Below are 23,660 nucleotides of genomic sequence, written 5' to 3' on the forward strand. Positions count from 1 at the left end.
GCATGCAGAATGCCATACTCCAGTCTTTTTCTTTGAAATACAAAAATGTGATAGAAGAACAATTAGCAAAAAGCATCGAGGAGCTTCAAGCACCGGCTTTAATAAAAGAAGCTATGCATTATTCTCTGGATGCCGGCGGAAAGAGAATTCGCCCCTTATTAGTTTTTGCTGTTTTAAAAGCATTTGGACATGATCCGAGGAAAGGCTTAATGCCAGCTTGTGCAATCGAAATGATTCATACTTATTCATTAATCCATGATGATTTGCCAAGTATGGACAACGATGATTTGCGACGAGGAATTCCTACCAACCATAAGGTATTTGGGGAAGCCACTGCGATCTTATCAGGCGACGCCTTATTAACATACAGCTTTCAATTAATTGCCTCAGACGAAACAATTCCTATTGAAAGAAGACTAGCAATTGTATTAGAGCTAGCAAAAGCAGCTGGAGCTGAAGGGATGGTAGGTGGTCAAATTGCAGATATGCAAGGGGAAGGAAAGCAGCTAACCTTAAAAGAGTTAGAATACATTCATGTGCATAAAACGGGCAAACTATTAATAGGAAGTGTTAAAATAGGAGCTCTTCTTGCAAAGGCAAATGAAAAGCAAAAAGACATCCTTTCAGAGTTCGCTTATCATCTTGGTCTTGCGTTTCAAATAAGAGATGATATTTTAGACTTGGAAGGTGATCAGAGCTTGATCGGAAAACCAGTAGGCAGTGATGAAAGCAACCACAAGAATACTTACCCATCTATTTTAACGATGCAAGGAGCGAAAGAAACTTTATCAGCAACGATAGAACATGCTTTGCATTGTTTAAAGCAATTGGATCTTGATACATCCCTTCTTGAAGAAATTACTTATTTAGTTGCATCACGCAATCATTAAGTCAGCACATGCTGTATTTGAGAGAAAAGAGGTTGTATGTTACAATTTACCTTAGACATGTATGTGCATATATAAAGGGAATCCAGTTGCCGTTATCACATTTGTGCTAGCGGCTCTTTTTTCACAAAACATTTAATAGGGTATGAACAAGGCTATTTTAGAGAATCAGTGAATATGTTATGCTATTTTATATACAACCTATGATCTACTTTTTTAAGATTGAATTTTATACAAAAAAGTACAATTGAATTACACATGAAAGTGAGTGATCCTTCTATGGATCTGTTATCAATAAAAGACCCATCTTTTTTAAAAGAGCTTTCTATCAAAGAGTTGGAAGCGCTTAGTCAGGATATCCGACAATTTTTAATTGAGAAGCTCTCTGTTACAGGAGGACATATAGGACCTAATCTAGGTGTTGTAGAATTGACGGTTGCTCTTCATAAATGTTTCGATAGTCCTAAGGATAAATTGATTTGGGATGTCGGTCATCAATCATATGTTCATAAAATCCTAACAGGACGGGCAAGCGAATTTGATACGTTAAGACAATATGAAGGACTTTGTGGTTTCCCAAAAAGAAATGAGAGCGAACATGATGTTTGGGAGACTGGGCATAGTTCTACTTCATTATCTGCAGCAATGGGGATGGCTATAGCAAGAGACTTAAAAAAAGAAAAATCCCATATCATTCCTATTATTGGTGATGGTGCTTTAACAGGCGGGATGGCATTAGAAGCTTTAAACCATATTGGTCATGAAAGAAAAAATATACTTGTTATTCTCAATGATAATGAGATGTCCATCGCTCCAAATGTTGGAGCTCTTCATAATGTTTTGACAAGGCTTCGTACAGCTGGAAAATATAATTGGGCTAAGGATGAGCTTGAGCAGCTATTGAAGAAAATCCCTGCTGTTGGTGGAAAACTAGCTGCAACAGCTGAAAGAATCAAGGATAGCTTAAAATATTTATTAGTGTCCGGAATATTTTTTGAGGAACTAGGATTTACTTATATTGGCCCAGTCGATGGCCATAGCTATGAAAATTTATTTGATCACCTTATGTACGCGAAAAAAATTGATGGGCCAGTCCTTCTTCATGTAATTACGAAAAAGGGGAAAGGGTATAAACCAGCTGAAAGAGATAAAATTGGGACATGGCATGGTACTGGACCTTATAAAATTGAAACAGGGGACTTCGTAAAACCAGCTATTACAGCACCGGCATGGAGTAAGCTTGTAAGTGAAACAGTACGAAAGCTTGCAAGAAAAGATGATCGAATTGTTGCGATTACTCCTGCAATGGCCGTTGGCTCTAAGCTAGAAGGCTTTACAAGTGAATTTCCAGATCGGATGTATGATGTTGGAATAGCAGAACAGCATGCAGCAACCGTTGCTGCTGGATTAGCCACACAAAATATGAAGCCTTTTTTGGCGATCTATTCTACCTTTCTACAACGGGCATATGATCAACTCGTCCATGATATTAGCAGACAAAATTTAAACGTCTTTATTGGAATTGATCGTGCAGGTTTAGTTGGAGCTGATGGAGAAACTCATCAAGGTGTTTTTGATATTGCTTTTCTTAGACATTTACCAAATATGGTAATCATGATGCCAAAGGATGAAAATGAAGGCCAGCATATGGTATACACAGCTTTGGAATACAATGATGGTCCCATTGCATTGAGATTTCCACGTGGAAACGGCCTAGGGGTGCCGATGGATGAAACTCTAAAAACCATTCCTATTGGGGAATGGGAGGTTCTTAGAGAGGGAAAAGATGCCTCCATTGTAACGTTTGGTACAACGATTCCGATGGCTATGGAAGCTAGTCGACAATTAGAAAAACAAGGTTACTCCATTCAGGTCGTTAATGCAAGATTTATCAAACCATTAGATAAAGAATTACTTAAGCAGCTTTTAGAGCAAAATATGCCTATTTTAACAATAGAAGAAGCTGTTCTTCTTGGAGGCTTTGGAAGCTCGGTGTTAGAATTTGCTCATGATAATGGCTTTCATCATGCTGTAATTGAAAGAATGGGCATACCAGATCGATTTATCGAACATGGAAGCGTAGATGAGCTATTAAGAGAAATTGGTTTAACAACAGAACATGTTGTTCAAAAAATAAAAACCATTTCGAGAAAAAAACAAAAAAGGGCTTAAAGAATGAAAAATCAGAAAGAACGATTAGATATTTTATTGGTTGAAAATGGATTGTTTGAAACGAGAGAAAAAGCAAAAAGAGCGGTAATGGCAGGGTTAGTCTTTGCAAATGAAACAAGACTTGAAAAGCCAGGTGAAAAAATTGATCGTGATACTCTCTTAACGGTTAAAGGAAAAAAGCTTCCATATGTAAGTCGTGGAGGTCTTAAATTGGAGAAAGCCTTAAAGGTCTTTCATGTTGATATTCAAGATAAGGTTTTGCTCGATATCGGTGCATCAACAGGAGGCTTTACGGATTGTGCTCTTCAAAATGGTGCCAAATTATCGTATGCACTTGATGTTGGCTATAATCAGCTTGCTTGGAAACTGCGACAAGATGATCGTGTCGTCGTGATGGAACGAACGAATTTCCGCTATGTTACACCTAACGATTTAGTCCGGGAAAAACCTAATTTTGCTTCCATTGACGTCTCATTTATTTCTTTAAAGCTTATACTCCCTGTTTTAATAACGTTACTTGAACAGGGAAGTGACATTATCGCACTCATTAAGCCTCAATTTGAAGCTGGAAGAGACCAGGTCGGGAAAAAAGGGATTGTAAGAGATCCTAAAACCCATGAGCAGGTGATAAATACGATTCTTTCCTTTGCTCTTGAACTAGGATTAGATGTGAAAAACCTTTCCTACTCACCCATAACGGGCGGAGATGGCAATATTGAATTTTTAGCACACTTTTTTTGGGAAAAAGACAAAGAAACAGGTCAAAATTTTCTTTCGACAACTAATAGTCAAATTGTAGCAGAGGCTCATGCGGAGTTAAAAACAAAGCAAAGTAAATCAGAGGAATAAGGAAGCACTTATTCCTCTTTTCTACTATACATATGAAAAAAAAGAAATCACAAACATAAAAAGAATTTACATCCATCTAAAGAAGGAATTTGTCAAAAAAAATCGAAATGATTAAGAAAAGCGGCCGATTAAAAACGCCATGTCCTGTGGCAACATCGGCACTCGTACATCCTGTACGTTGGATGATGCTTTTCAATCCATGAAAAAAAGACTAGAAAATAAAAAGGCAATCTGAAGCCATCGGGTTTTGATTGGTAAGAGGTGATAGAGATGAATAAAGGACAACGACATATTAAAATAAGAGAAATTATTACCAATAATGAAATTGAAACGCAAGATGACTTAGTGGATGAGTTGAAAAATGCGGGTTTTAATGTAACCCAAGCAACTGTGTCCAGAGATATTAAAGAATTACACTTGGTGAAGGTTCCTTTATCAGATGGTCGCTACAAATATAGCTTACCAGCAGATCAAAGATTTAATCCATCGCAAAAACTGAAGAGAAACCTAATGGATGCCTTTGTAAAATTGGACTCTGCAGGACATTTCTTAGTGATGAAGACATTGCCAGGTAACGCGATGGCTATTGCATCTTTAATTGACCACTTAGAATGGGAAGAAATCATCGGCACGATTGGCGGAGATGATACAATTCTAATCATCTGTAGAAATCCAGAAGATACTGAGGGAATATCAGATCGTTTTCTTGACATGCTATAATCTGGGGTGAAGTAACCTTGCTACATGAAGTAAGTATAAAAAACTTTGCAATCATAGAGGCCCTTTCCATAACTTTTGAAAAGGGTTTGACTGTATTGACTGGAGAAACCGGTGCTGGGAAATCCATTATTATTGATGCCATTCATTTACTAACCGGGGGAAGAGGCTCTTCTGAATTCGTACGTCACGGTGAAGATAAGACAGAAATTGAAGGTTTATTTCTGTTAGATGGAAAAGAGCATCCTTGTTTGGAAAAAGCAAAAGAGTTCGGTATTGAAATGGAAGATGGAACGATTATTTTAAAGCGTGATATATACAAAAATGGCAAAAGTGTATGTCGCATCAATGGGAAGCTAGTTACGATCTCCGTTTTAAGAGAAATCGGGGCTACACTTATTGATATTCATGGACAACATGAACATCAGGAGCTAATGGATGAAACCATGCATCTTTCCCTGCTTGATCAATTTAGATCAGCTGAAATCATGCCTTCTATAGAAGAATATAGTCGATTATATCGATCATTTGAACAAACGAAAAAAAAATTAAAGAATTTAACAGAAAATGAGCAACAAACAGCTCATCGTCTTGATCTTATCCAATTTCAGCTACAAGAAATTCAATCCGCTAATTTAAAAATAAATGAAGATGAAGATTTAAATGAAGAAAAAAAGAAGCTTTCCAATTTCGAGCGTATTCATGAATCTGTTCAAACAAGCTATTCTGCGTTAAAAGATGAACAAAAAGGGCTTGATTGGATTGGGCTTGTTATGGGTCATTTGGAAAATGCTGCCGACCTGGATCCAGTCTATAAGGAATGGGCAGACGCTGTTTCAAATAGCTATTATATTCTAGAAGATGTTTCAACCTCTTTAAGAAATGAACTTGAAAATCTTGAATATGATCCACAGCGATTAATTGAAATCGAAGACAGATTAAATGAAATTCATCAATTAAAAAGAAAATATGGAAAAACAATTGATGAAATTCTGGAGTATGCGGCAAAAATTGAAGAAGAAATGGAAACTCTTTTGAATAAAGAAACACATATTCAACAAATTGAACAGGAACTTGAAGTAATCAAGAAGGATTTAATTGTTGAAGGAAATGAGTTAAGCCGCATACGTAAAAATGCTGCTGATGTGCTATCAGATCTTATTCATAAGGAGCTTAAGGAGCTTTATATGGACAAGACAGTCTTTGAAGTAAGGCTCAGTTCGGATGAAAACGTATTTTTTCATAATGGCATGGATGTTGCTGAATTTTATCTTTCAACAAATCCAGGTGAACCATTAAAGCCATTGTCAAAAATTGCTTCAGGTGGAGAGCTTTCCAGAATTATGCTTGCTTTAAAAAGCATCTTTTCAAAGCATCAGGGTGTAACATCGATCATTTTTGATGAAGTAGACACTGGTGTGAGTGGTAGAGTAGCACAAGCCATCGCTGAAAAAATACACAATGTTTCTATTGACTCACAAGTTCTTTGCATCTCTCATTTGCCTCAGGTAGCAGCGATGGCTGATACACATTTATTTATTGCAAAATCAACTTCTGATGGAAGAACAACGACAACCGTCAAGCCATTATCATTGGAAGAAAAAATAAATGAAATCGGAAGAATGATCTCAGGGGTGGAAATAACCGATCTAACGAAAAAGCATGCTGATGAATTACTGCAGCTAGCCCGAAATATAAAGGAATCTTAAATTAGAAAAGTGGAAGCGCCTTGATCAGCCGCGACAGACATAAGCCGCAATATGCAGGAAATCCTGATTTCTGGAGTATTGCGGCTTATGATCCGAGCGGCTAGGCGCTGGCCGATTAAAGGCGCCACCTCCTGTGGCAACATCGGCACTCGTACATCCTGAACGTCGGAACTAGACACTGATCGAAGATTTAAAAACTTATGATATTTTCTTAAGCAAAAAGAACGCGTACTTAAAATGCCGGACAACCTAGTCGGTTTTGGTATTTTAAGTACGCGTTCTTTTTATGTGTTCAAGAAAAATAATTCAGTGATTTTTCTTCTCGCCCAATCATATTAATTAGACAAAGGGGGTGTGGCCAATGTGGAAAAAATACAGATGGATTAGACGAAGGCATCACAAGCGTCCTCTAGGGTTTCCTAAGGTCATGCTCATTACACTTATTGTATTTATCATTTTTAATATGTTTTCTCTATGGGTGATTGATCATTCGATTAAACCGATCATACAAGATATCTCAAAAATTGAAATTAATCGTATTGCGACAGATGCGATAAATGATTCGATTAATGAGAATATTACAAATAAGGTTGATCTAGAAAAATTAATCGTCTTTCATAAAAGAGAAGATGGGTTTCCTCCTACATACAGCTTTAATCCAAACGAATACAATCGAATCATGTCCATTACAACAAAGGATATTGAAAAAAGGTTAGGGATTGTACATTCAGATGAAATTGTAAACCGTAATTTAAACAATATTGAGGATGCCCAGCTTGGATCTGTTATTTATTATATTCCGTTAGGAGTTGCGACAAAAAACACTCTGTTAGCCAACCTCGGACCAAAAATACCCGTAAAACTAGCTCTTGTACGAGATGTTGAATCAAAGTTTCTTACAAAATTCTCAGATGTTGGAATTAATAATTCTTGGCTTGAATTATTTGTTGAATTTAAGATCAATATTCAGGTTGTTATTCCTTTTCACTCAGAAAATACTGCACCGATTTCGCAGCAAGTAAAGGTTGGAGACTTGTTTATCCCAGGTCAAGTACCTGATTATTATAGTAAAGAAAATGGCCTTCCAAATCCAGCGTCCATTCATCCAACAAAAAAACAAGATAAGAAATAAGAATAAAAGCGTTCATTTTCTTTATAAAAAGAAATGAATGCTTTTTTATTAGGAAAGTAAAGTCTTCAGAATCTCACTCGATTCAATCCAACACTTTACGTCGATGAGCAAGCTCGCTTCCGCCTTTTTTTACAAATTGTTATTCCTATCCATTCTGGGCAGCTTTTTTTATGCAGCCAAAGGTTATAAATGCTCTTGAAGGAGGCAAAATTAAAGATGTAGCCATTAGACGTTTTCATGGACTAGAAGCGAGGAGAGTGAAAATATTGAAATTTGAATACCTTAGAAAAATAATTGGTGGAATTCTCCTTGTTTCATTAATTGCTATTGGATTTTTTAAACCTTTTCAGGAATACCTACAAATTCCTAAAAATATAACACTTTTTGAAGGTCAAAAGCAAACAATCAATAAAGCTTTGCCGGTAGCAGCTTTATTATCATCTGATAATGCAAGTATTTCTATAAATCAAGATCAAGATACAGTTGCAGTGCATGCGATGAAAAATGGAAAAAGTGAAATGCTATTAGAATTGGCAGGTTTGCCTATAAAAAAAGTAAATGTTAATGTTATTAAGGATTTTAAAGTTATCCCAGGCGGGCAGTCAATTGGTGTTAAGTTAAACACAGTTGGAGTTCTAGTGGTAGGACATCACCAAGTAAATACAGAGAAGGGCAAGGTGTCTCCAGGTGAGTTGGCTGGGATCAAAACAGGAGATATGATAACGAAAATTAATGAAACAGAAATAGAAAAAATGGAAGATGTAGCTCCTTTTGTACAAGAATCTGGTGAAAGCGGAAAACCTTTAAACATAGAAATAACTAGAGATAGTGGAAAAATAACAACACAGTTAACACCTCAAAAGGAAGAAGGAGAAGGATCCTATAAATTAGGCCTATATATTAGAGATTCGGCAGCAGGAATCGGAACGCTAACCTTTTATCATCCTGATTCAAAAAAATATGGAGCATTAGGTCATGTTATCTCAGATATGGACACAAAAAAGCCAATTGTTGTGGATGATGGACAAGTTCTACGATCGACCGTAACTTCTATCGAAAAAGGAAGTAATGGTAATCCTGGTGAAAAACTTGCTCAGTTTTCTGACGATAGAGAAATTATCGGAGACATCAGAACGAATAGTCCATATGGGATTTTTGGTAAGTTGAAAAAGGAAATACACAATGGAGTTATGGACCAAGCAATGCCAATTGCACTTTCCAATCAAGTAAAAGAAGGACCAGCTCAAATATTAACTGTCGTCGAAAATGATGAAGTAAAAAGCTTTGATATTGAAATTGTAAGTACAATTCCACAGAAATTTCCAGCAACGAAAGGGATGGTTCTGAAGGTTACCGATGAAGAGCTTCTTAAGAAAACGGGAGGAATTGTACAGGGTATGAGTGGAAGCCCAATCATACAAGATGGTAAATTAATTGGTGCTGTTACCCATGTTTTTGTAAATGACCCAACATCAGGTTATGGAGTTCATATTGAATGGATGTTAAATGAAGCAGGGATTGATATTTACGGGAAAGCAGAAGAAAAAGCATCATAGCTTCAAAATGAGAGACGGAAATACCGTCTCTTTCCTGTTCCTAAAAAAATATGATTGAATTTAGACGAAAAATAGAAGAATGAACAAAAAGTGTAGGATAAAATTACATAAAAAAGAAATTTTTAAAAAGGAAAAGGATTTTTAGAGGTAATGTCGAATCTGTTTTGTTAGAATATACTTTTAAAAAAAGAAAAATGCTAGCATATGGATAGACCCATCATGCGAATATTCCTCTTTCAAAGAAAGCGCTTTGTATTCTTAGAAATAGGGATATCCGCTTGATGGGTTTGAGCACGAAGTTATTTAAACCGTTTTAGCTTCTTACTTCTAAGGAATGAGTACTTATATATTGAACGAAGGGGTACAGTTAAAATTATTTATTTTTCCGTTCTTTCATGTCAGAAGGCTTCGTAGGTATAACTTTCTTATTTTTAATGAAGAATTATTTTGGAATAAGGGGGCAGCATTCATTGAAGAAAATAAAGGTATGTGTTGTGGACGATAACCGTGAATTAGTTGGTCTACTTGAAGAATATATAGATTCTCAAGAGGATATGGAAGTGGTTGGAGTTGCTCATAATGGGCAAGATTGCCTCGAATTATTAGATCAGGTTGAGACTGATGTTTTGGTCTTAGATATTATAATGCCTCATTTAGATGGCCTAGCTGTATTAGAAAGAATTCGCGAAAGTAAATCATCTATGCCAAGTGTCATTATGCTGACAGCATTTGGTCAAGAAGATGTAACGAAAAAAGCCGTTGAATTAGGTGCTTCTTATTTTATATTAAAACCATTTGATATGGAGCATTTATCTAATCATATTCGTCAAGTAAGCGGCGGCTCAAGCTTTACTGTTAGAAAACAAGTGACATCTTCCTCGCAACGTTCGTCTAATGATTCAAAGCCAAAAAATTTGGAATCAAGTATTACGAGTATTATCCATGAAATTGGGGTGCCCGCACATATTAAAGGCTATATGTACTTAAGGGAAGCCATTTCTATGGTTTATAACGATATCGAACTGCTTGGTTCAATTACAAAAGTACTATACCCTGATATAGCTAAGAAATATAATACGACTGCCAGCAGAGTAGAAAGAGCCATTAGACATGCGATTGAAGTTGCTTGGAGCCGAGGTAATATCGAATCCATTTCTTCCTTATTCGGCTACACGGTAAGCATGTCAAAAGCAAAGCCGACAAATAGCGAATTTATCGCCATGGTGGCCGATAAGTTAAGGCTTGAACATAAGGCCTCTTGAGAGTAGCAGGAACCTTAAGTAAAATAAGAAATGGAAGCTGCAGCATAAATAAGCGTGCAGCTTCCATTTTTTGTTTGATAAACTATTCTTTTTTATCGTCGTCTAGCAGCATTAATTTTTGTATTAATATATGCTGAGGCATATGCATAAGCTGTTCAAGTTTTACATTTAACTTTTCAGCCAGCTTAATGGCTGTTTCAGGGGATAGCTGTAAAGGTTTCATTATATCGTCACTCCATTTCTAATATAAAGGTGTGTTTTTTTATGACCCAAATTTTTGCTCATCGCGGGTTTTCCGCTGCTTATCCTGAAAACACAATGAAAGCATTTATAGAAGCTGAGAAAGCAGGTGCGGATGGGATTGAGCTTGATGTTCAATTAACAAAAGATCAAGAACTTGTCGTCATTCATGATGAAAAAGTCGATCGAACAACAAACGGTTCTGGATATGTAAAAGATTTTACCTTGAAAGAGCTAAGAAAGCTAGATACGTCTTTTTCGAGAAAAATCTTCGCTAAAAAGGGTCCAATTCCTACATTACAGGAAGTGTTTGAATGGTTATCCAATAATCGCATGATATGCAATGTTGAATTAAAAAACAACCGCCTTCCATATGAAGGGATGGAAGAAAAGGTCATTGACATGATCAGACGATTTCAGCTAACGGATCGAATTGTCATTTCGTCTTTTAATCATTACAGCATCGTTTATAGCTATCGAATTGATCCAACGATTGAGACAGCTCCCCTTTTCTCTGAAAGATTATATATGCCATGGGTGTATGCTAACTCGATTCGATCGAAAGGGATTCACCCTAAATATTTGTCATTAACTGATGAAATTATTGTAGAATCCATAAAAAATGGAATAGCAGTTCGACCATATACAGTAAATAAAGATGCGGATATGAGACGTTTGTTTGCGCTTAATTGTTCAGCTATCATAACTGATGATCCAGTTAAAGCTCTCCGGATTAAACAACAGTATCGTTTTTCATAAAAGATTATAATAAAACAAAGATTAAAAATGGACTTTGATGCAATGACATCACAGTTCTTTTTTTATTTAAAAAAACTCACCTGAAAAATTTACTTTTTAAATCGATCCTGTACTTTATTATGCTTTCGATCTTTGTATAAAATAAAACCTGCTACAAAGCCTAAACCACTTAAAAATAACAATATTCCAGATATAAATTGAAGCCATAGATAAGGAAATGGGAAGAGGAGGATGCCAAAAACCATATCTCGCATGAGCTTTATTCCATAAGAAGATAATAAAACTGGAATTAATAATATGATAAGAGCCATGACTCTACTCATAAAGCACCTCATTTCATGAAAAGATCGAGAATACTGTTCTATGATACCATCATAGCATAATTTATTTCGTACGATCGAATTGTATGTTTTCTTCTATCTCTAAATGAAGTGAAAAATAATTAGAGAATAAATTTGTCAAGATTGGCAAGAAAGGATACAATACAAGCATGAAATAAATTGCACGTGACTAGCATGAAAAGTATGAAAAGAATTTCTTATTTAAAAGAAAGGGTTTGCTCTAATATGAAGAATGAAAATCAGCACGAATTAATTGTTCATTCAATCGAAGATGGTTTAATTGCAATCGATAAAGAATCGAAGATCATTTTCCTTAATTCAAGTGCTGAGAAAATGACTGGACTTACACATGAAGCAGTACTAGGAAAAAATATAAATCTTTTTTTTCCTGAAAGTAAACTGCCAAACGTATTGAAATCACGAAGGAAAGAATGGGATGAACATTTTTCTTTACCAAATGGCAAGACCATGATGGCTGAGAGAATGCCAATGATCGATGATCGGAATCAATTATTAGGGGCAATTTCAATATTTAGAGAGCTGAAAAAGGCAAAATCAATAGCAGAAAAATTGACAAATGTACAAGAAATTCAAGCTATGTTAGATACAGTTCTTCAGTTAACAAATGAAGCTATTTCAATCACGGATGATCAAGGACAATTGATTAAAACAAATTCTGTGTTTGATAGCATGAAAAATTCAACAGAGATAGACGAGAAGGATCAAGAAAAACAATTAGAAAAAGTAGTCCATCAAAAAGTATTGGACTCAAGAAGAGCCGTTCTAGGATTCAACATGCAGTTGGGGATAAAACAAAAGGAAGTCATCGTTGATGCAGCTCCTATCATTGTAGAAGGAAAATTAAAAGGAAGTGTCGGAATTGTTCATGATCAGTCTGAACTTCAATCCGTTGCTAGAGAATTAAAGAAAGCAAGACAAATCATTCGAACTTTGGAGAATAAATTCACATTTGAAGACATTGTTGGACAATCTGAGGAATGGTCACTTGCGGTGGAACAAGCGAAATTAGCTGCCAAGACATCTGCTGCTGTTTTATTGAAAGGAGAGTCAGGGGCAGGTAAGGAGCTATTTGCACACGCGATTCATCATGAAAGTAATCGAAAGTATCATAAGTTTGTACGTGTGTGCTGTACTGGAAAAAGTGCTGATTTGTTAGAACAAGAGCTTTTTGGCTGTGAAGGGTTGGACAAGGGCAATACTGGGCTTATCGAGGACGCAAATAATGGAACTCTTTTTCTTGACGGGGTGAATTCTTTGCCTTTAGCTATTCAGGAAAAAATTTCTCATGTATTACATAACCATGAAACAATTAGACTTGGGAGCAGCAACATAATACCTGTAAATATAAGAGTTATTGCCTCCGCAAACGGTCATCTTGAGCAAGGAGTATTAAATGGTACATTTAGTGAGGATCTATACGACCAGCTCAATCATATGCCGATTCAGCTTGCTCCAATAAGAAAAAGAAAAGAAGATATACTTCCGCTTGCAGAATGGATCATCAATCAATTAAACCATGATATCGGTCGCCATACAAAAGGCCTTAAACCAAATGCGATGGATCAGCTGATGAAATATCATTGGCCAGGCAATGTAAGGGAGCTTAAAAATGTTTTAGAACGTGCTATGATCTTTATGAAAATAGATGAAGAGTATATCGATATTCATCATTTACCTGATCTAAAAAACGTAAATTCTTTTCAAAACGAAGGCCCCTCTGTAGGTCAAAATTTGGCTCAAATGGTAGAAAGCTTTGAACAAAAGATGATTATTAGTACGTTAGAAAAAATGGAAGGCAATAAAACGTTAACAGCAAAGGCGCTAGGTCTATCCTTAAGAAACCTATATTATAAATTAGATAAATATGGAATTAATCAGAATGAATTTTCGTAATTCGTTCATGAATACATCATTTGGACAAACTTTAAGAACCCTATTTCATCAAGGCTGTTTTCGTATAGATTGTTGCTTTTAAACGCGCAGCCTGCATACACTTCCCTTTCCGTGGGCGAGCGTCAAGCCTCCTCGTCGCATTCCCACAGGAGTCTACGTGTATGCAGGCTGCTCCGAAACGTTTCTCCCAATGTTTTTTATGTCAAAAGCAACAAACTTTGAGAAAACAGCCTTCATCAAAATGGTGAAGAAAGGAGGGATCGCTTTGCGAAAACAAGAGTTTCGAGTTCTTGCAATTAATCCGGGCTTAACTGCTACTAGGATTGGTGTTTTCGATAATGAAATTTCTGTTTTAGAAGAAACGATTGAACATGATTCGCACATCTTAATGTCCTTTCAAACGATCTCTGACCAATACGAATATCGAAAAAAGGCCATATTGGAAACTTTAGATAAAGATGGGATTAATCTTTCTAGGATCAGTGCTGTCTGTGGCCGTGGAGGCTTGCTAAGACCAATTGAAGGTGGCACTTATTCTGTTAATGAAGACATGCTCATGGATTTAAGGAACGGATTTGCCGGTCAGCATGTATCAAATTTAGGAGGAATACTAGCCTTTGAAATTGCTGCATCCTTAAATATTCCCTCTTATATTGTCGATCCAGTTGTTGTTGATGAACTAGAACCGATAGCCAGAATATCTGGGTGTCCATTGATTGAAAGAACAAGTGTGTTTCACGCATTAAATCAAAAAGCAGTTGCGAAAAACTATGCACGGGAACTTGGGAAAAAATATGAAGAGCTTAACTTAATCGTTGCTCATATGGGTGGCGGCATTACGGTAGGTGCCCATCGAAAAGGAAAAGTCATCGATGTGAATAATGGATTAGATGGAGAAGGTTCCTTTAGCCCTGAACGGACAGGAACACTACCAGTCGGTGATTTAGTGGATTTATGCTTTTCTGGAGAATACTCAAAGGAAGAAGTCATGCAGTTGATGATTGCAAAAGGTGGACTTTCTGGCTATTTAAAGACAAGAGAAATAAGCGATGTGGAACAAATGATGGGAAATAACGATGAGAAGGCAAAAATCATTTTTTTAGCGATGGCATATCAGGTCGCCAAAGAAATTGGAGCTGCCAGTACCGTTTTATCCGGAAATGTGGATGCTATCATTTTAACTGGGAATCTAGCCGATTCAAAAGCTTTTATGCATGAAATTATCAATCGAATTCATTGGATTGCTGATGTCATTGTGATGCCTGGGGAGAATGAATTACAAGCTCTATCTGAAGGTGCCATGCGTGTTCTGCGAGGAGAAGAGCAGGAAAAAGAATATTCAAAAAAAGCAGCTAAAGGGAATTTGCAAAGCTATAGGAGGAAAGAAAAGTGGCAGAAGAGTATGATTTAGTAATACTTGGCGGTGGCACGGGAGGCTATGTAGCAGCCATCCGAGCATCGCAATTGGGATTGAAAACAGCGATTGTTGAAAAGGAAAAGCTTGGGGGTACCTGCCTGCACAAAGGCTGTATTCCAAGTAAAGCGTTGCTTAGGAGTGCGGAGGTATATGCGACTGCTAAAGAAAGTATAAAGTTTGGTATAGAAATTGGTGGAGCTTCCGTTAATTTCTCAAAGGTCCAGGAACGAAAGAATTCTATTATCGATCAATTGCATAAAGGTGTTCAGCATTTAATGAAACAGGGAAAAATTGATGTATTTCATGGGACAGGAAGAATTTTAGGCCCTTCCATTTTCTCACCACTTCCAGGCACCATTTCAGTCGAAATGCAAAATGGAGAAGAAAATGTCATGCTAATCCCTAAAAATGTGATTATTGCTTCTGGATCAAGGCCACGAAATCTAGATGGATTAAAGATAGATGGCCAAATGGTCCTCAGCTCAGAAGAAGCCTTAGCGATGGAGGAACTTCCTTCTTCCATTGTCATTGTAGGTGGAGGTGTCATCGGCATTGAGTGGGCGTCGATGCTATCTGATTTTGATGTTAAGGTAACAGTGCTTGAATTTGCTGATCAAATAGTACCAACAGAGGATGAAGAAATTTCAAAAGAAATGAGGCGCTTGATGAAAAAGAAGGGTGTAGAGATTGTAACAAACGCGCAGGTCTTGCCTGGTAATCTACAAATTAAAAATGGCATTTCTATTTCGGCAAATGTGAAAGGAACTGAAAAAGTATTCACAGCTGATAAACTGTTAGTATCAGTCGGCAGACAAGCTAATATTGAAGGGATTGGAATAGAAAATACCGATATTTCTATCGAAAAAGGGTATATCCAAGTAAACGAATATTTCCAAACGAAGGAATCCCATATTTATGCGATTGGCGATGTGATTGGTGGTCTACAGTTAGCTCATGTTGCCTCAAGTGAAGGGATTTCTGCTGTAGAACATTTAGCAGGAATGGTTCCGAAAAAAATTGATTATACCCTCATTTCAAAATGTATTTACAGTAGACCTGAGATTGCAAGTGTTGGATTAACAGAAAAAGAAGCAATTGAAAAAGGGTACAAGATAAAAAAAGGGAAATTCTCCTTTCGAGCTATTGGTAAAGCACTTGTATATGGGGAGCATGATGGATTTGTTAAAATCATTGCTAATGAAGAGACAGATGATCTACTTGGCGTTCATATGATTGGTCCTCATGTGACAGATTTGATTTCAGAAGCAGGATTAGCCAAGGTTTTAGATGCTACACCATGGGAAATAGGAAATACAATCCATCCTCATCCAACCTTATCTGAAGCCATTGGTGAGGCGGCGTTAGCGGTCGATGGAAAAGCTTTGCATATGTAACGGGATGAATAAAGGGTTGAAGGAGAGGTTTTATGGAAAAGCTGATTTTACAAGAAAATGTTGGAGGAAATAAAATGGAAAAAAATCGCCATGCTGCTTTAGGGATAAGTGATGAAAAAGCACTTGCGATGTATGAAATGATGCTGTTAGCACGTCGTATAGATGAAAGAATGTGGCTTCTAAATCGTGCGGGGAAAATCCCCTTTGTAATTTCTTGTCAAGGGCAGGAAGCTGCTCAGATAGGTGCTTCTTTTGCGTTAGATCGTGAAAAAGATTATATTCTCCCCTATTATCGGGACTTAGGGGTTGTCTTATCATTTGGGATGACAGCGAAGGATTTAATGTTATCTGGATTTGCTAAAGCAGAGGACCCAAATTCAGGCGGTCGGCAAATGCCAGGTCATTTCGGACAAAAGATAAATCGAATTGTAACAGGCTCTTCACCGGTTACTACACAGGTGCCCCATGCGGTTGGGATTGCACTTGGAGCTAAAATGGAAGGAAAGAATATTGTATCCTTTGTTACATTTGGTGAAGGCTCCTCGAACCAAGGAGATTTCCATGAAGGGATCAATTTTGCTAGTGTACATAAGCTCCCTGTCATTTTTATGTGTGAGAACAATCTGTATGCAATTTCTGTTCCAGCAGAAAAACAGTATGCTTGTAAAAATATATCTGATCGTGCTATCGGCTATGGGATCCCAGGAATCACAGTCGATGGAAACGATCCTCTTGAGGTGTACAAGGCTGTCAAGGAAGCAGCTGACCGAGCTAGAAGAGGAGAAGGACCAACGTTAATTGAAACCGTTTCGTATCGCCTAACGCCACACTCTTCTGATGATGATGATAGATCATATCGAGCGAGAGAAGAAGTAGAAACGGCTAAAACGAAGGATCCGCTTTTAACATTTGCTACGTATTTAAGAGAAACAGGTCTCTTAAATGATGAGATTGAAAAAGAAATGAATGATCAGATTATGAACACAATTAATGAAGCAACGGATTATGCAGAGAATGCTCCGTATGCAAATCCAGAAGATGCTTTGAAATATGTATTCGAAGAGAACTAAGGGGGAACAAAAGTGGCTGTTATATCTTATATCGATTCGGTGACGATGGCAATCAGAGAGGAAATGGAAAGAGATCCTAAAGTGTTTGTGTTAGGAGAGGATGTAGGTCGAAAAGGAGGCGTATTTAAAGCTACAGCTGGACTGTTTGAACAGTTTGGGGAGGATCGTGTGTTAGATACGCCGCTTGCTGAGTCTGCAATTGCAGGAGTCGGAATTGGAGCAGCGATGTATGGAATGCGCCCGATTGCAGAAATGCAATTTGCGGATTTTATCATGCCAGCTGTGAATCAAATCATCTCAGAGGCAGCAAAAATTCGTTACCGATCAAATAATGATTGGAGTTGTCCGATTGTCATTCGTGCACCTTATGGCGGCGGTATTCACGGTGCTCTCTATCATTCCCAGTCTGTTGAAGCAGTGTTTGCAAACCAACCCGGGCTGAAAATTGTCATGCCATCTACTCCATACGATGTGAAAGGTTTATTAAAGGCCGCCATTCGGGATGAGGATCCTGTCTTATTTTTTGAGCATAAAAGAGCTTATCGTTTAATTAAAGGTGAGGTACCTGAGGACGATTATGTATTGCCAATTGGAAAAGCGGATGTAAAAAGAGAGGGCGAAGATCTTACGGTAATTACATATGGTCTTTGTGTTCATTTTGCTCTTCAAGCAGCTGAAAAGCTTGCGGCTGATGGTATTTCTGTACACGTTTTGGATTTAAGAACAGTATATCCATTAGATAAAGAAGCAATCATTGAAGCAGCCTCTAAAACAGGGAAGGTTCTGCTAATAACTGAGGATAATAAAGAAGGCAGCATTATCAGTGAAGTTTCAGCTATTATTGCTGAAAACTGTTTATTTGATTTAGATGCACCGATTAAGCGCCTTGCAGGTCCAGACGTACCATCCATGCCATATGCGCCGACTATGGAAAAATTCTTTATGATGAATCCTGACAAAGTAGAGAAAGCAATGCGCGAGCTTGCAGAATTTTAAAGGAGGGCCCTTTTTCAATGATAGAACAAATAAAAATGCCTCAGCTTGGTGAGAGTGTGACAGAGGGCACGATAAGTAAATGGCTAGTTACAGTTGGGGATCGAGTGAATAAGTATGAGCCGCTAGCTGAAGTCATGACGGATAAAGTCAGTGCAGAAATCCCTTCTTCCTTCTCAGGAATAATCAAGGAGTTGATTGCACCTGAAGGGGAAACATTATTAGTTGGAGAAGTTATTTGTACCCTAGAAGTGGAGGGTGGAAATGCTGCCACGACCAAAACTGTACAAAATGAGGCTGAGCAAATTCAACAAAAAGCTGAATTAACGCCGGCAGGAAAAGGAGCACGATTCTCACCTGCTGTATTAAAGCTGTCACAGGAGCATGGAATTGATTTACAGCAAGTAAAAGGAACAGGTGCAGGGGGACGTATTACTCGTAAAGATTTACTGCTTCTTGTGGACTCTGGGAATATACCAACTGCAACTAAAGTGAATGTGGAGCCGCCGTTGCAAACTGTTAAATCAAGTAAAGCTTCTCAAACTTTTGACACAGTTATCGAAAGGAACGCAGAAAATATCGTTTCAGCACCTGGAGATGTGGAAATTCCGATTTCAGGAGTGCGAAAAGCGATTGCAGGCAATATGCTTAGAAGTAAGCATGAGATTCCGCATGCTTGGACGATGATCGAGGTAGATGCAACCAATTTAGTGAACTATCGAAATGAAATGAAAAATGAATTTAAGAAAACGGAAGGCTTTAATTTAACCTTTTTCCCGTTTTTTGTTAAAGCTGTTTCTCAGGCTCTTAGAGAATTTCCACAACTAAATTCTACATGGGCTGGGGATAAAATTATTCAGAAAAAGGACATCAATATTTCAATAGCTGTTGCAACGGATGATGCTTTATTTGTCCCTGTTATTAAAAATGTAGATGAAAAGACGATTAAAGGCATCGGCAAGGATATCGTTCATCTTGCAAAAAAGGCAAGAGGGAGCGGGCTATCAGTCGAGGACATGCAGGGTGGTACGTTTACGATTAATAATACGGGTTCATTTGGATCTATTCAATCTGTTGGGATTATTAATTATCCGCAAGCAGCCATCCTACAGGTAGAATCGATCGTGAAACGCCCAGTTGTTATCAATGGTATGATTGCGATTCGAGATATGGTAAATCTTTGTCTTTCCTTAGATCATAGAGTATTGGATGGACTCGTTTGCGGCCGATTCTTGCAGCGTGTAAAAGAAATCATTGAAAATTTTTCAAAAGAGAATACATCCATTTATTAAGGCTTATCTTTAAAAAGAAAAAAGGACTAGTGATGATTCACTAGCCACATCTATGGAGTTTAGGGTGTAGCATTATTTTTCCCGTTTTTAAAAAGACCTAAACTTATTTCTTGATTTTTTCTTTCTTTTGATCATACTATTATCATATTAGTATGATTCTTATGGTATCTAATTGCCATTATTTAAACTAAAATTGGATTAGCAAGAATATAAAGGAGCGATTCGATGAATATTGACTTTAATTTATTTATGAACGATGTAGTTCGCCAAGCCCGTCAGGAAATCGTTTCTGCTGGGTATCAGGAGTTGACTACACCTGAAGATGTAGATCAAGCAATGAAACAGCCTGGTACAACACTTGTGATGGTTAATTCCGTTTGTGGTTGTGCAGGAGGAATTGCTCGTCCTGCAGCAGGTCATTCTGTGCATTATGATCAAAGACCAGATCATTTAGTAACTGTATTTGCAGGACAAGATAAAGAGGCGACAGAGAAGGTACGATCTTACTTTACAGGATATCCGCCGTCTTCTCCATCCTTTGCGCTATTAAAAGATGGGAAAATCTGCACGATGATCGAGCGTCACGAAATAGAAGGCCATGACCCAGTAACAGTTGTAGCCAAGCTTCAAAAAGCATTCGAGGAGTATTGTTAATATAATCTTCAAAAATGAATTAATAGAAAGAGCGTGTTTTGATCAATCTTGTTTCAAAACACGCTCTTTCTATATTCGAATGTAGTTTTCTTTAAATAATTTTGATAATTTTCTATTAGTATCTTTTCAGCCGTAGCTTAATAAACTTTCTTTGATCAACTCAATGTACGATTGTACGTTCCTGACCAACATCCTAAAAAAAGGAACAGTTATACTCTATCTGTTGGGAATACCCTCCTTGTTAAGATAAATGTGTAAATAACAAATTGCTGTAACGCACAGCAAAACAAGGAGGATTTTTTTATGGAAATATCGAATAAAAAAAGCTGGAGAAATTATGTGTTCCCTTTCTTTGCATTATTATTTGCACTTGGAAGCTTTGTCGTTTTACAAAGCGTGGATGAAGGGTTAATTCCATGGTTTCATGCTCGTTACTTAGATGAAAAGTGGTTTAAACCTTCTATGCTGTGGCATTATGGGGCACATGGTGTATTAGTTGGCATTTTATTCGGAGGAAGTTTAGTTTCATTACTGTGGAAAGCTGAAGAGAAGCCTCTTGTCCTTCAATTTTATACAGTTGGGCATATTATTTTTATTTTGGTTGGGATTATTACGTATGATCAAATGTTAACGATGCCATTTGTTCTTATTATGTTTACTACGGTAAATCTTATATTAATTCTGACATATATTCGTCCAAAACAACTGTTTAAGATTCATAAAGCAGAAATAATAAACAAACCGTTGCTATACATCACGTTTGCTGCAACACTGTTCCTTCTTCCTCAAATTTGGAATGGTTTATCTCAACAATGGAATCAAGTTGGCGGGGAATTCCGTTGGGGTGAAATGGCAGTGATGTACGTAGTATTACTGATCACCGGATATGGGGCTGCACTTGGAAAAGGTGGAGCGAAGGTCTTAAGCATAGTAGCAAGTATTTCCTATCTTTATCTAGCTATCCTATCCTTCTCCATTCCTGATCTTCCTGGAAGCTGGGGCTATGTTGGCGGCGTAGTATCCCTATTAATAAGCTGCAGCTTCGTCTACTTTGGATTTGTAAGAAAAGTGAAAAAACTCAATTGATCATAAACTCCGTTTTATAAATAAGATAAGAAATGGAGGGGTTCACAATGACTGGTCTAAAAAATATTCAATTGGAGGGGAAAAGACTTGAGCGTTTAACCCCTCGTTTCCTCATTTATAAATATAGTATTTTATCACTTTGTTTTATTGCCATTTGTTTATTTTTACTTAGCCTCCCTACTCTTTTTCATTCTATCCAAACAAACTGCATTGAAAAGACTTGTAATGAGGTTGGAGCAGTCCCGCCTGGACGTGCACAATTAGAAGCCATTGGTTGGAGCAATACAACTTATGCAGCCTTTTACACAGGAATGTATAGTTTGTTTGCATTGGTATTCATAGGAGCAGCATTTCTTATATTTATCAAAAAACCGAATAATCGAATGAGCTTGTTTTCAATCCTAACACTATGTACCTTTGGCGTTACTTTCCCTGCGACGACTAGTGTTTTGGAAGGAAACCATGTCTTGATGGATTTTTTCATTAACTTGATATATGTGGCAAGTGTCATTAGCATTGTTATGTTCTTTTTTCTTTTTCCTAACGGCAAGTTTGTTCCGAAATGGTCAGGTTGGATTGTTGCGTTTTTAGTGATGAGTAGATGCATTGAATTTATCATCCCATCCTTAGGTTGGTCGCTGAATGACAACATTTTGACGATTGCGTTATGGTTAGTAGTTTGGCTGACTGCGCAGCTTATCTCTCAAATTTACCGGTTTCGTAAAATTTCCAGCCCTGCTGAACAGCAACAGACCAAATGGGTGGTATATGGATTTGGGGTCGTGACCATTGGATTTCTATCAATTGGTGTTATCCCTGTTTTCATTGACGAACGCTATATTACTGAAGGTGGACCGATAAAATTTGCGTTTATGAATCTAGGAATCCATTCTGTATTTATGCTTCTGCCAATCACTATAACGATTGCCATTTTACGAAATCGATTATGGGATATTGATCTCATTTTAAAACGGACATTTATATATGGTGTTTTATCCTTATTTATTGTCGCGGTATACATTTTAGTCGTATGGTACTTAGGATTATTTTTCTGGCAGCAAGGAAGTCTTTTATTTTCTCTCATTGCGACTGCAATCGTTGCTGTCTCTTTTGGACCAATTAAAGAAAAGTTACAAAAGACAGCAAACAGATATTTATTTGGGGAAATAGAAAGTCCATATAAGGCACTTGAACAATTAGTAAAGCATTATGAACAAACAATGGAATCAAATGAGGCCATGAAAATGGTTGCTCAAACGATAAAAGATTCGATGAGGCTGCCTTTTGTATCCATTACCGTTCATCATCAAAACGGCGAATTTTTTACGATTGAAACGGGAGTGGATCAAGACGAGAAGTTGACATATCCTGTCATCCATAAGGGTGAAGAGTTAGCAGTATTAGTGATTTCCCCTAGATATCCACAAGAAACATTCTCTAAAGCTGATCAAAATCTTCTGCAGCTACTAATCCGCCAAGCGGTGGTTATTATTAAAAGCTTGAAACATGATTTAGAAGTACGAATGCTGAATGAGAGTTTACAAGAATCACGCGAACGACTCGTCATTGCAAGAGAGGAAGAACGGCGAAGATTAAGGAGAAACCTTCACGATGATTTAGCACCCAGACTCGCAGCACTTGCACTGAATGCAGGTACTGCCGAAGACTTGATTAAGGAGAATCCTGAAAAAGCTGTGGCAATGCTTTCAGATGTAAGAAATGTCATTCGTAAATCGGTTTCAGATATACGCCGACTTGTTCATGATCTCAGACCTCCAGCATTAGATGAGCTTGGGATTGTAGGGGCAATTAAGGAACGAATCAATGACATTAAACCAAAGAACATCGCCCATGAGCATAGAATAGAGTTTGAGTTTTTTCCAGCTGAGCTACCTATCCTGCCTGCAGCTGTCGAGGTCGCTGCCTTTCGAATTGTAACAGAGGCACTCGTTAATGTCGTGAAACACTCCCAAGGGACGAAGTGTCAAATCATCATATATGTGAATGAACAGCATGAAACACTTGAACTTGAAATTATTGATAATGGCATTGGAATACCAGTTTCGTCCGTCACATTAAAAAATGGAATTGGCTTACATTCCATGAAAGAGCGAGCATATGAACTAGGTGGAGAATGGAAAATTGAACGACTAGAGAATGGGACACGAGTATGTGCCTCATTACCAATTACGGACTATTGATGATAGGTTGTGAGA

At 37.4% G+C, this 23,660-nt stretch carries 20 protein-coding genes; 18 read left to right on the forward strand and 2 right to left on the reverse strand.

Annotation, left to right across the window (positions count from 1 at the left end; genetic code table 11):
* Window positions 1–2 precede the first annotated feature (2 nt).
* The 8 genes from FDO66_RS06260 (at window position 3) to spo0A (ending at window position 10,284) form a co-directional block, all read left to right on the forward strand.
* On the forward strand, window positions 3–890 hold the full coding sequence (locus FDO66_RS06260; protein WP_141431719.1) for a polyprenyl synthetase family protein: 888 nt from the start codon (window positions 3–5) through the stop codon (window positions 888–890).
* 276 nt (window positions 891–1,166) lie between these two features.
* Window positions 1,167–3,059 carry a 1-deoxy-D-xylulose-5-phosphate synthase gene (gene dxs / locus FDO66_RS06265; protein ID WP_141431721.1) on the forward strand — a complete coding sequence of 631 codons (1,893 nt, stop codon included), beginning with the start codon at window positions 1,167–1,169 and terminating at the stop codon, window positions 3,057–3,059.
* 3 nt (window positions 3,060–3,062) lie between these two features.
* Complete coding sequence (locus FDO66_RS06270) at window positions 3,063–3,908, forward strand: TlyA family RNA methyltransferase (protein ID WP_141431723.1); 846 nt, start codon at window positions 3,063–3,065, stop codon at window positions 3,906–3,908.
* 270 nt (window positions 3,909–4,178) lie between these two features.
* Window positions 4,179–4,628: a transcriptional regulator AhrC/ArgR gene (gene ahrC / locus FDO66_RS06275; RefSeq protein WP_141431725.1), complete on the forward strand. Its 450-nt coding sequence runs from the start codon at window positions 4,179–4,181 to the stop codon at window positions 4,626–4,628.
* 17 nt (window positions 4,629–4,645) lie between these two features.
* Window positions 4,646–6,334 carry a DNA repair protein RecN gene (gene recN / locus FDO66_RS06280; protein WP_141431727.1) on the forward strand — a complete coding sequence of 563 codons (1,689 nt, stop codon included), beginning with the start codon at window positions 4,646–4,648 and terminating at the stop codon, window positions 6,332–6,334.
* 361 nt (window positions 6,335–6,695) lie between these two features.
* Window positions 6,696–7,466, forward strand: coding sequence for a sporulation protein YunB (yunB, locus tag FDO66_RS06285; protein ID WP_141431729.1), 771 nt, complete (start codon window positions 6,696–6,698; stop codon window positions 7,464–7,466).
* A gap of 257 nt (window positions 7,467–7,723) precedes the next feature.
* The gene (spoIVB, locus tag FDO66_RS06290; protein ID WP_395939755.1) at window positions 7,724–9,022 is read left to right on the forward strand and encodes a SpoIVB peptidase; all 1,299 of its coding nucleotides are present in this window, start codon (window positions 7,724–7,726) and stop codon (window positions 9,020–9,022) included.
* A 470-nt stretch (window positions 9,023–9,492) separates the two neighbouring features.
* Window positions 9,493–10,284, forward strand: a complete 792-nt coding sequence (spo0A, locus tag FDO66_RS06295; RefSeq protein WP_141431731.1) for a sporulation transcription factor Spo0A — start codon at window positions 9,493–9,495, stop codon at window positions 10,282–10,284.
* Window positions 10,285–10,366: 82 nt separating this feature from the next.
* Here the strand turns inward: spo0A and FDO66_RS06300 are convergent, their stop codons facing one another.
* On the reverse strand, window positions 10,367–10,507 hold the full coding sequence (locus FDO66_RS06300) for a YycC family protein (RefSeq protein ID WP_141431733.1): 141 nt from the start codon (window positions 10,505–10,507) through the stop codon (window positions 10,367–10,369).
* A gap of 41 nt (window positions 10,508–10,548) precedes the next feature.
* Between FDO66_RS06300 and FDO66_RS06305 the strand changes: the two genes are divergently transcribed.
* A complete protein-coding gene (locus FDO66_RS06305) occupies window positions 10,549–11,283 on the forward strand; it encodes a glycerophosphodiester phosphodiesterase (RefSeq protein WP_141431735.1) in 735 nt (244 codons plus the stop codon).
* A gap of 89 nt (window positions 11,284–11,372) precedes the next feature.
* Here FDO66_RS06305 and FDO66_RS06310 read toward each other — a convergent pair whose 3' ends face one another.
* The gene (locus tag FDO66_RS06310; protein WP_141431737.1) at window positions 11,373–11,606 is read right to left on the reverse strand and encodes a DUF2627 domain-containing protein; all 234 of its coding nucleotides are present in this window, start codon (window positions 11,604–11,606) and stop codon (window positions 11,373–11,375) included.
* A 243-nt stretch (window positions 11,607–11,849) separates the two neighbouring features.
* Between FDO66_RS06310 and FDO66_RS06315 the strand changes: the two genes are divergently transcribed.
* From FDO66_RS06315 to FDO66_RS06355, 9 genes are all read left to right on the forward strand, one after another.
* Complete coding sequence (locus FDO66_RS06315) at window positions 11,850–13,538, forward strand: sigma-54 interaction domain-containing protein (protein WP_181444463.1); 1,689 nt, start codon at window positions 11,850–11,852, stop codon at window positions 13,536–13,538.
* A gap of 265 nt (window positions 13,539–13,803) precedes the next feature.
* Window positions 13,804–14,949, forward strand: a complete 1,146-nt coding sequence (gene buk / locus FDO66_RS06320; RefSeq protein WP_141431741.1) for a butyrate kinase — start codon at window positions 13,804–13,806, stop codon at window positions 14,947–14,949.
* The gene (gene lpdA / locus FDO66_RS06325; RefSeq protein ID WP_141431743.1) at window positions 14,928–16,349 is read left to right on the forward strand and encodes a dihydrolipoyl dehydrogenase; all 1,422 of its coding nucleotides are present in this window, start codon (window positions 14,928–14,930) and stop codon (window positions 16,347–16,349) included. The genes buk and lpdA overlap by 22 nt, the downstream gene beginning before the upstream one ends.
* Window positions 16,350–16,423: 74 nt before the next feature.
* The gene (locus FDO66_RS06330) at window positions 16,424–17,419 is read left to right on the forward strand and encodes a thiamine pyrophosphate-dependent dehydrogenase E1 component subunit alpha (RefSeq protein WP_141431840.1); all 996 of its coding nucleotides are present in this window, start codon (window positions 16,424–16,426) and stop codon (window positions 17,417–17,419) included.
* Window positions 17,420–17,431: 12 nt separating this feature from the next.
* Window positions 17,432–18,415 (forward strand): alpha-ketoacid dehydrogenase subunit beta, encoded by a 984-nt coding sequence (locus tag FDO66_RS06335; protein ID WP_141431745.1) that lies wholly within the window; start codon window positions 17,432–17,434, stop codon window positions 18,413–18,415.
* Between the two features lie 17 nt (window positions 18,416–18,432).
* Window positions 18,433–19,704, forward strand: a complete 1,272-nt coding sequence (locus FDO66_RS06340) for a dihydrolipoamide acetyltransferase family protein (RefSeq protein ID WP_141431747.1) — start codon at window positions 18,433–18,435, stop codon at window positions 19,702–19,704.
* A gap of 225 nt (window positions 19,705–19,929) precedes the next feature.
* The gene (locus FDO66_RS06345; protein WP_141431749.1) at window positions 19,930–20,358 is read left to right on the forward strand and encodes a BrxA/BrxB family bacilliredoxin; all 429 of its coding nucleotides are present in this window, start codon (window positions 19,930–19,932) and stop codon (window positions 20,356–20,358) included.
* Window positions 20,359–20,661: 303 nt separating this feature from the next.
* Complete coding sequence (locus FDO66_RS06350) at window positions 20,662–21,444, forward strand: hypothetical protein (RefSeq protein ID WP_141431751.1); 783 nt, start codon at window positions 20,662–20,664, stop codon at window positions 21,442–21,444.
* 47 nt (window positions 21,445–21,491) lie between these two features.
* Window positions 21,492–23,645, forward strand: a complete 2,154-nt coding sequence (locus FDO66_RS06355) for a sensor histidine kinase (RefSeq protein ID WP_181444464.1) — start codon at window positions 21,492–21,494, stop codon at window positions 23,643–23,645.
* Window positions 23,646–23,660: the final 15 nt, after the last annotated feature.

This window comes from Bacillus sp. 03113, from assembly GCF_006546985.1.
In the GTDB taxonomy this organism is placed as follows: Bacteria; Bacillota; Bacilli; order Bacillales; family Cytobacillaceae; genus VATK01.

Excerpts from the sequence above, each read along its gene's own strand:
- FDO66_RS06355 (WP_181444464.1), top strand. The coding sequence starts at position 21,492 with ATGACTGGTCTAAAAAATATTCAATTGGAGGGGAAAAGACTTGAGCGT.
- FDO66_RS06305 (WP_141431735.1), top strand. The coding sequence starts at position 10,549 with ATGACCCAAATTTTTGCTCATCGCGGGTTTTCCGCTGCTTATCCTGAA.
- FDO66_RS06340 (WP_141431747.1), top strand. The coding sequence starts at position 18,433 with ATGATAGAACAAATAAAAATGCCTCAGCTTGGTGAGAGTGTGACAGAG.
- yunB (WP_141431729.1), top strand. The coding sequence starts at position 6,696 with ATGTGGAAAAAATACAGATGGATTAGACGAAGGCATCACAAGCGTCCT.
- ahrC (WP_141431725.1), top strand. The coding sequence starts at position 4,179 with ATGAATAAAGGACAACGACATATTAAAATAAGAGAAATTATTACCAAT.
- FDO66_RS06345 (WP_141431749.1), top strand. The coding sequence starts at position 19,930 with ATGAATATTGACTTTAATTTATTTATGAACGATGTAGTTCGCCAAGCC.
- FDO66_RS06260 (WP_141431719.1), top strand. The coding sequence starts at position 3 with ATGCAGAATGCCATACTCCAGTCTTTTTCTTTGAAATACAAAAATGTG.
- FDO66_RS06350 (WP_141431751.1), top strand. The coding sequence starts at position 20,662 with ATGGAAATATCGAATAAAAAAAGCTGGAGAAATTATGTGTTCCCTTTC.
- FDO66_RS06315 (WP_181444463.1), top strand. The coding sequence starts at position 11,850 with ATGAAGAATGAAAATCAGCACGAATTAATTGTTCATTCAATCGAAGAT.
- FDO66_RS06300 (WP_141431733.1), bottom strand. The coding sequence starts at position 10,507 with ATGAAACCTTTACAGCTATCCCCTGAAACAGCCATTAAGCTGGCTGAA.
- dxs (WP_141431721.1), top strand. The coding sequence starts at position 1,167 with ATGGATCTGTTATCAATAAAAGACCCATCTTTTTTAAAAGAGCTTTCT.
- FDO66_RS06310 (WP_141431737.1), bottom strand. The coding sequence starts at position 11,606 with ATGAGTAGAGTCATGGCTCTTATCATATTATTAATTCCAGTTTTATTA.
- FDO66_RS06270 (WP_141431723.1), top strand. The coding sequence starts at position 3,063 with ATGAAAAATCAGAAAGAACGATTAGATATTTTATTGGTTGAAAATGGA.
- FDO66_RS06330 (WP_141431840.1), top strand. The coding sequence starts at position 16,424 with ATGGAAAAAAATCGCCATGCTGCTTTAGGGATAAGTGATGAAAAAGCA.